This is a genomic window from Actinomadura sp. 6K520 (assembly GCF_004349245.1).
GTDB lineage: Bacteria > Actinomycetota > Actinomycetes > Streptosporangiales > Streptosporangiaceae > Spirillospora.
This window is the reverse complement of sequence record NZ_SMLC01000257.1, coordinates 1-7,797: the sequence shown is the minus strand read 5'-3', so window position 1 is coordinate 7,797 and position 7,797 is coordinate 1. Positions and strand designations below refer to the sequence as shown.

The following is a 7,797-nucleotide window of genomic DNA, read 5'->3' as shown; positions in this document are numbered from 1 at the left end:
GTGTTCGGGTTCCGGGGCGGGACGGGGCGACGGTGCCCGCGGCCGCTCGTAGGTTCCCGCGTCGGTGTCCGTGCGGACGGCCTGCTCCGCGTCGCCGGGCGTGCCGGCGCTGGGCCGCGGCGCCGGGGCGGCGGAGGTGGCGGTGGAGTGGTCGGGCACGCTGCCCGCCGCGGCGACGCCGGTACTGGCCAGGACGGCGCCCGCCACGCCGAGGGCGACGATGGTGCGGGGGCCGCGGCGCCGGGGGCCGGGCCCGGACGGCGGCGGTGCCGGCGGAGCCGCTTCGGGGCCGGCGTCGCGGCCGCAGCCGGGATCGTCCACGTCGTCGAGCAGGGCGCGCAGCAGCCGTACCGCGGGGTCGGGCTCCTCGGCCTGCCGCGGGCGGCCGGCCTCAGCCCCGGGGTGGGGACGGGCCGCGGAGCCGGCAGCGCGCCGCGCCGCGAGCGAGTCGATGAGCGCGTCGGTACGGCGTACCGCGCCGAGGTCCACGGTGTCCGGCGGACCGCTCGCGGGCGCGCGGGTCTCGCCGGGGTTCGACGGCTCGGCCGGATCCGGGGCTCCCCGCATGCCAGTGAAGGGGCCACGCTCCGTCAAGCGATCGACTCCTCTCTGGCCATCGCCCGGAGCCGGGCCAGGGCCCGGTGCTGCGCCACCCGTACCGCCCCCGCCGACATGCCCAGCACATTACCGGTCTCCTCGGCCGACAGGCCCGCCACGACGCGCAGCAGGACCAGCTCCCGCTGGTGCGCCGGGAGGCGCGTCAGCAGGTCGCGGGCGCGCTGCGCCTCGATGTAGCGGACCACCGTCTCCTCCGGGCCGGGCCGGTCGTCGGGACCGTCCGGCAGGTCCTCGGTGGGCACGGCCGCGCGGACCGCGCTGCGCAGCGCGTCGGCGATCTTGTGGGCGGCGATGCCGAAGACGAAGGACGCGAAGGGCCGGCCCATGTCCCGGTAGCGGGGCAGGGCCGACAGGACGGCGATGCAGACCTCCTGGGCCACGTCGTCGGCGATGTGGTACTGGCCGGAGACCCGTCCGAGGCGCGCCCGGCAGTACCGGACGATCATGGGACGGACCTCGGCGAGCAGGACCTCGATGGCCCCCGGATCGCCCTGGACGGCGAGGTTGGTCAGCTCCTTGAGGTCGCCGTCGCCCGCCTGCGCCGCGCGGAGCACCCGAATCCCACGGCCGGTGTCGTGGGACGGCGGAGGGGCGGGCCCTCCCGAGGGGTCGACAGCGCGCGCGGCCATGGTCCCGGCGTAGCTTCCCTCGGTCACGTCAAGCATGATGCCCAGCACTCCCGGGCGTGTCTCCACCGTCCTCTACAACGGAATGGTCACAGTGCTGGAGCGATCCTGGCGTTACTACACATCGCGCCCAGACGACCACGGCAGGTCACTCGGCTGCGGACGGCTCGAACACAAAACCCCCGCCCGGACGGGCGGGGGTCTTGCGAGACGCTTCCGGACGGGACGCCGTCCGGTGCGGCGATCTCAGTGGCCGTGACCGTGGCCGTGGCCGTGGCCGCCGGCGGCTTCCTCTTCCTCCTCCGGCTTGTCGACCACGAGCGCCTCGGTGGTGAGCAGCATGCCCGCGATCGAGGCGGCGTTGGTGACGGTGTTGCGCGTCACCTTCACCGGGTCGATGACGCCCTGGGCGATCAGGTCGCCGTACTCGTCGGTGGCGGCGTTGTAGCCGTGGCCGGCCTTCAGCTCGCGGACCTTGGAGACGACGACGTAGCCCTCCTGGCCGGCGTTCTCGGAGATCCAGCGCAGCGGCTCGTCCAGCGCCCGGCGCACCGCCTCCGCTCCGGTGGCCTCGTCGCCGGTCAGGCCGAGGGAGTCGAAGCCCTCCTTGGCGATGTGCACGAGGGCGGCGCCGCCGCCGGCGACGATGCCCTCCTCGATCGCCGCGCGGGTCGCCGAGACGGCGTCCTCCAGGCGGTGCTTCTTCTCCTTCAGCTCCACCTCGGTGGCGGCGCCGACGCGCAGCACGCAGACGCCGCCGGCCAGCTTGGCCAGCCGCTCCTGCAGCTTCTCCCGGTCCCAGTCGGAGTCGGAGTTCTCGATCTCGACCTTGATCTGGTTGATCCGCGCGGTGATCTCCTCCGCGTCGCCCTCACCGTCGACGATCGTGGTGGCGTCCTTGGTGACGGTGATGCGGCGGGCGCGGCCGAGGTCCTCGACGCCGATGCTGTCGAGCTTCAGGCCGATGGCCTCGCTGACGACCTGGCCGCCGGTCAGCGCCGCCATGTCGCCCAGCATCGCCTTGCGGCGGTCGCCGAAGCCCGGCGCCTTGACCGCGACGGAGGTGAACGTGCCGCGGATCTTGTTGGCGACGAGCAGCGCCAGGGCCTCGCCCTCGACGTCCTCGGCCACCACGAGCAGCGGCTTCTTGGTCTGGGCGACCTTCTCGGCCAGCGGCAGGAACTCCTGGACGTTGGAGATCTTGCCGTCGACGATGAGCACGTAGGCGTCGTCCAGGACGGCCTCCATGCGCTCGTGGTCGGTCACCATGTGCGGCGACAGGTAGCCCTTGTCGAACTGGAGGCCCTCGGTGAACTCCAGCTCCAGGCCCATCGTGTGGGCCTCCTCGACGGTGATGACGCCGTCCTTGCCGACCTTCTCGAACGCCTCCGCGATCAGCTCGCCGATCTGCGGGTCCTGCGCGGAGATGGTCGCGACGTGCGCGATCTCGCCCTTCTCCTCGACCTCGCGGGCCGACTTGACGAGCTGGTCGGCCACGAACTGGGCGGCGGTGTCGATACCGCGCTTGAGGGAGAGCGGCGACGCGCCGGCGGCGACGTTGCGCGTGCCCTCCCGGACCAGTGCCTGCGCGAGGACGGTCGCCGTGGTGGTGCCGTCGCCCGCGATGTCGTTGGTCTTGGTCGCCACTTCCTTGGCGAGCTGGGCCCCGAGGTTCTCGTAGGGGTCCTCCAGCTCCACCTCGCGGGCGATGGTGACGCCGTCGTTGGTGATGGTGGGCGCGCCGAACTTCTTGTCGATGACGACGTTGCGGCCGCGCGGGCCGATCGTCACCTTGACGGCGTCCGCGAGAGCGTTGACGCCGCGCTCAAGAGCCCGGCGAGCGTCCTCCTCGAACTCCAGGATCTTCGCCATGCGGATTCTCCTCTTCACGCGATTCCGCCCCGGGCAGCCCCGCCGAAGGCGGCGCCGACCGGGGCGGATGCATCACGTCTCGGTGATTACTTCTCGATGACCGCGAGCACGTCGCGCGCCGAGAGGACGAGGTACTCCTCGTTGTTGTACTTGACCTCGGTGCCGCCGTACTTGCTGTAGAGCACGACCTCGCCGACCTTGACGTCGACCGGGACACGCTCGCCCTTGTCGTCGACGCGGCCCGGGCCAACGGCAAGGACGGTGCCCTCCTGGGGCTTCTCCTTGGCGGTGTCCGGAATGACCAGGCCCGACGCGGTGGTGGTCTCGGCCTCAAGCGGCTGGACGACGATACGGTCCTCGAGCGGCTTGAGAGTGACCTTGGTGGCGGTCGTCACGATCTGACCTCCCCTTCGATTGGTCCTCGGCCGGCCGTACTCGGCCGGCCGGCACATGTGACAGAAGAGGCGACCCTGGACCGGCCTGTCGTCGCGGGTGCCAGACCGACCTATGTCGCTGTGGTTGGCACTCTCAGTGGGAGAGTGCCAACCTGGAGACTATTCCGTGCCCGGTACCTCGTCAACACGGACACGGACACACCGGAAACCCGCCGCCCCCCATTCACCGCCCGCTAACTTCCCACCATGGAGATCGCCTCGTTCCTGGCCCTGGCCACCCCCGCCGGCCAGGCGCTCCTCGATGAGGCGTCGGGCCTGGACGTGAGCGAGGACGGGCTGCTCGCGACGGCGTCCCGGCTGCGCGCACGGCACGATGCCGAACTCGTGTCGGCGGCCCTCACGCAGGTGCGGTTGCGACAGCGGGCCAGGGCCAAGTTCGGCGACGACGCCGATCGCATGTACTTCACCCAGACCGGGCTGGAACAGGCCACCCGCGGGAGCGTGGCCGCGTATCGTGCGCGACGGTTCGCGGATCGTCTGCCTGGCACACGTGTCCTGGAACTGGGGTGCGGCCTCGGGGCGGACCTTGTCGCGCGGGCGCGTGCGGGGCTCCCCGGTGTCGGGGTGGAACTCGACCCGTTGACCGCTGAGGTGGCGCGGGCGAACATCGCCGCCTTCGGTCTGGACGATCTCGCCTCTGTACGCGTGGGTGACGCGGCCAGGGCAGACCCTGATGGCTTCGGAGCGGTCTTCGCCGACCCCGGACGACGTACGACACGAGGCCGGATCTTCGATCCCCGCTCCTATGAGCCGCCGCTGGACGTCGTCCTGGAGCTGGCCGGCCGGGTGCCTTCCGCCTGCGCCAAGGTCGCGCCGGGCATACCGCACGAGGCCGTCCCGGACGGCGCGGAGGCCGAATGGATCTCCGTCGGCGGCGAGGTCAAGGAGGCCGCCCTGTGGCTCGGCGGGCTCGCCGGGGAGACGGGCAGGCGGGCCACCCTGCTCTCCTCCGACCTCGATCCACGGGTGTGGACGCTCACCCCGCGAGGGCTCGGCGACCCCGGCGTACGCCCCTGGGGCCGCTACCTGTACGAGCCGGACGGCGCCGTGATCCGCGCGCACCTCGTGGCCGAGGTCGCGGAGCTGGTCGGCGGCGGGCTCGCGGACCCCCGCATCGCCTACGTCACGTCCGACGAGCTGCGTCCCACCCCGTTCGCCACCGCGTACGAGGTCGAGGACGTGCTGCCGTTCTCGGTCAAGCGGCTGCGCGCGGAACTGCGCCGGCGCGGCACGGGCGTCCTCACCGTGAAGAAGCGCGGCTCGGCGGTCGACGTGGACCGGCTGCGCCGCGACCTGGGCTTCGCGGGACGCCGCGCGCCCCGCGGCGCACCCGGGCTGACGCTGGTCGTGACCCGCGTGGGCGACGCCCCGGTGGCGCTGCTCACCCGTCCCGTCCGGGGCTGACCCGCTCGGAGCGGCGGGCCGCCCCGGGATCGAGTCCAAAGATCTTCCCCGGGACGGGGAAATGCCAAGGGACGGCGGGCGGCGCACCATGGCCGTGCAAATCATCGGCGCTTTCCGGCATTGTCTTCGCCATGGACGGCGCGCCCCCGGCAAGTCCGTGCCCCGGCCGGCCGGACATCGCGACGGGCGGGAAAACACCAAGACATGTTCAGCACCGGGACTCGGGCGCTCCCGAATACGTCATCAAAATGGCCCGCCGCCGGCCGCCGGGCGGCACGCCGCCCGCGCAGGCGTGCGCCGCCGTGTACCGCTCGGCGGTTCGCGAACTACCGACGTTGGACGAGATGTACGGACAGAACACCGGGCGGAAACCGGCTCGCGCACCCCCGGCCACCGTGCACAACCCCATGATCTGCTGGATAGCCGCGAAGCGGTGAATCCCCCTGCGCCACACGATCATTCGCTATTCACTCCATTGGGATAACAGGCGCATCCAACAGAACTCACAATGTTCTCTGCTACCCGTAATAGCCACGCTCCACACGCACTACAGTGGCCACTCCAGAGATTCATTTGCCGTGCGTCATTTCGTCGCGCCGGCACACGAAGGAGCATCGGGTGGAAACGAATCACAACTTCCTGCAGACGGGGGGTCAACCGGTCTCGGATCGGATGCGGGAGTTGCTCGCCCGTGCGGCGCAGGACCACGTCTATGAACAGCGCTCACAGGGTCAGGTCCTCGACGAGATCCGCCAGCGGCTGGAGGGCATGGAGTGGCTGCTGCGCGAGGTCCGCGAGCGGGAGCTCAGCGGGTTGACGGGGCAGATCGAGAGCGTCCGCGGGCAGGTCGACGAACTGGCCGGCAAACCCCCGGAGTGGGCCGAGGGGCTGGCCGAGCACATCGAGGCGTTCGGCGACCGGGTCAAGCCCGTGGCGGAACTGCCCGCGCTGTGGGCCGACGTCGGCGTCGTCGCCGAGAACGTCGACGAGGGCCTCACGCGCATCCAGGCCGTCCTCGACTCCGCGCAGCACATCACCGACGCCACGCAGCAGGCGTCGCAGCGCATGGACGAGATGACCAAGCGGCTCGACAAGCTCCAGGGCAGCATGGAGGCCGCGTCCGTCCGCTTCAACCGGCTCGACAAGTCGCTGGCGGAACTCGGGCACCGGTCCGAGCGGCTGGAGCACTCGATCAACGGGGTCACGGCGCGGGTCGACCAGGCGCTCGGCGAGATGGCCGAGCGCATGGAGCAGGGCCTGGAGGCGGTCGGCGGACGGGTCGAGGGCGTCGGCGGGCGGCTCGACGGCCTGGACGGCCGGCTGGACGGCGTCGACGGGCGGCTCGAAGGGCTGTCCGGCAAGATGGACGGCCTCGACGGGCGCTTCGAGGGCATCGACGGCCGCATCGACGGCGTCGGCGAGCGGATCGGCCGGCTGCCCGCCACCCTGGAGATCGCCGAGCTGCACCGGCTGCTCAACGAGATCGCGCAGCGTCCGGCGGCCGAGTACGGCGACCGCTTCGACGCGCTGGAGAAGCACCTCGCCGAGGCGGTCGACCCGCTGATCGAGGAGCTGCGCGCCCGGCCCGACCGCGACGAGGTCAAGGCGACCATGTCGCAGATCGCCGAGACGGCCTACAGCGACGTCGCCAAGCGCATGGACGAGTTCTCCCGCCGGTTCGAGGACGTGCAAGAGAACGTCCGCAAGCGCATCGAGGACATCCACGAGGGGCTCACCAAGCGGGTCGACACCGCGCTGGAGGAGTTCACCACGCAGGTCGCCATCGTCTCCCGCCGCGTCGAGTCGGTCCACACCGACGTCACCAAGCAGGTCGAGTCCGTCCACCACGAGGTGTCCCGGCAGGTCAGCGGCGTCCACGAGGACGTCGGCAAGCGGATCGGCGACATCCACGCGGACGTCACACGCCAGGTCGGCAGCATCCACGAGGACGTCACCAAGCAGGTGGGTCACATGCAGGAGGACGTCGCACGGCAGGTCGGCGGGGTCCACGACGAGTTCGCGCGGCGCGTGGAGGGCATGCAGGACGAGGCCGGCCGGCGCGCGGAGGCCGCGCAGACCGAGTTCGCCAAGCGCTTCTCCCACGTCGAGGAGGAGGTCGGCCGGAAGGTCGACGGTGTCCACGACGACGTGTCCAAGCAGGTCAACGCGGTGCACGAGGACGTGCTGAAGCGGCTGTCCACCCTGGAGGAGACGATGCTCGCCCTCGCCGAGGCGCTGCTGCGCCCCCGCCGCGAGAGCAAGGACTGAGGGGCCGCCCCCGGACCGGCCTGTGTCCGGGTGGGTGGGGCCCTGCCCGGCCCCACCCCGCGCCCGTCCGGGGGCACCGGATACCCGTCGGGATCCGCGAAGTTCGCCCGGCAGGCACCGCGACGCCCGGAGCCGCGCCGTCGATGCGCCGCGATGACGTGCTTAGCGTTACGTTCCGTCTTCACGAAATCACTCCCCATACTCTTCGGAATCCGTTTTCATGGATCAGGTGACCCACACACAGGCTCCCTGCCTCCCGACCGGCGGCTCGCCCGCCGGCGCCGCCCTGCGCTGGGTGGAGGAGTGCCTCGGCAAGGGCGCCGAGGTCCGCACGGTCCGGCCGCTTCCCGGCGGCGGGGCCCACACCAACCACGCGCTGCTCGTCGAGAGCGGGTCCGGCAGCACGCACGAGCTCGTCCTGCGCCGCTGGACGGCGTCCCAGGAGCCCGGCCCCGGGCACCTCCGCCACAGCGCCACCGCCGCGTTCTCCCCCGAGCGCGAGATCGCCGCGCTCGCCCTCCTCGCCGGCTGCGAGATCCCCACCCCAGCCCTCG

At 71.8% G+C, this 7,797-nt stretch carries 5 protein-coding genes and 2 pseudogenes; 3 read left to right on the top strand and 4 right to left on the bottom strand.

The window, feature by feature from the left end; all coding sequences use genetic code 11:
- The 4 genes and pseudogenes from E1289_RS34980 to groES all read right to left on the bottom strand — a co-directional run.
- Positions 1–567: pseudogene (locus E1289_RS34980) on the bottom strand (hypothetical protein); the annotation flags it as partial.
- A gap of 23 nt (positions 568–590) precedes the next feature.
- Positions 591–1,178, bottom strand: a complete 588-nt coding sequence (locus E1289_RS34975) for a sigma-70 family RNA polymerase sigma factor (protein ID WP_131988030.1) — start codon at positions 1,176–1,178, stop codon at positions 591–593.
- A gap of 312 nt (positions 1,179–1,490) precedes the next feature.
- Positions 1,491–3,116: a chaperonin GroEL gene (gene groL / locus E1289_RS34970; protein ID WP_131988028.1), complete on the bottom strand. Its 1,626-nt coding sequence runs from the start codon at positions 3,114–3,116 to the stop codon at positions 1,491–1,493.
- Between the two features lie 86 nt (positions 3,117–3,202).
- Positions 3,203–3,514, bottom strand: a complete 312-nt coding sequence (groES, locus tag E1289_RS34965) for a co-chaperone GroES (protein ID WP_207929349.1) — start codon at positions 3,512–3,514, stop codon at positions 3,203–3,205.
- A gap of 243 nt (positions 3,515–3,757) precedes the next feature.
- Between groES and E1289_RS34960 the strand changes: the two genes are divergently transcribed.
- The 3 genes and pseudogenes from E1289_RS34960 to E1289_RS34950 form a co-directional block, all read left to right on the top strand.
- Positions 3,758–4,975: an SAM-dependent methyltransferase gene (locus E1289_RS34960; protein WP_131988026.1), complete on the top strand. Its 1,218-nt coding sequence runs from the start codon at positions 3,758–3,760 to the stop codon at positions 4,973–4,975.
- A gap of 618 nt (positions 4,976–5,593) precedes the next feature.
- A complete protein-coding gene (locus tag E1289_RS34955; protein WP_131988024.1) occupies positions 5,594–7,243 on the top strand; it encodes an apolipoprotein A1/A4/E domain-containing protein in 1,650 nt (549 codons plus the stop codon).
- Between the two features lie 229 nt (positions 7,244–7,472).
- Positions 7,473–7,797, top strand: a pseudogene (locus E1289_RS34950) (hypothetical protein); the annotation flags it as partial.

Bases quoted from the DNA above. Each gene is read 5' to 3' on its own strand.
- groL (WP_131988028.1), bottom strand. From the start codon at position 3,116: ATGGCGAAGATCCTGGAGTTCGAGGAGGACGCTCGCCGGGCTCTTGAG.
- E1289_RS34960 (WP_131988026.1), top strand. From the start codon at position 3,758: ATGGAGATCGCCTCGTTCCTGGCCCTGGCCACCCCCGCCGGCCAGGCG.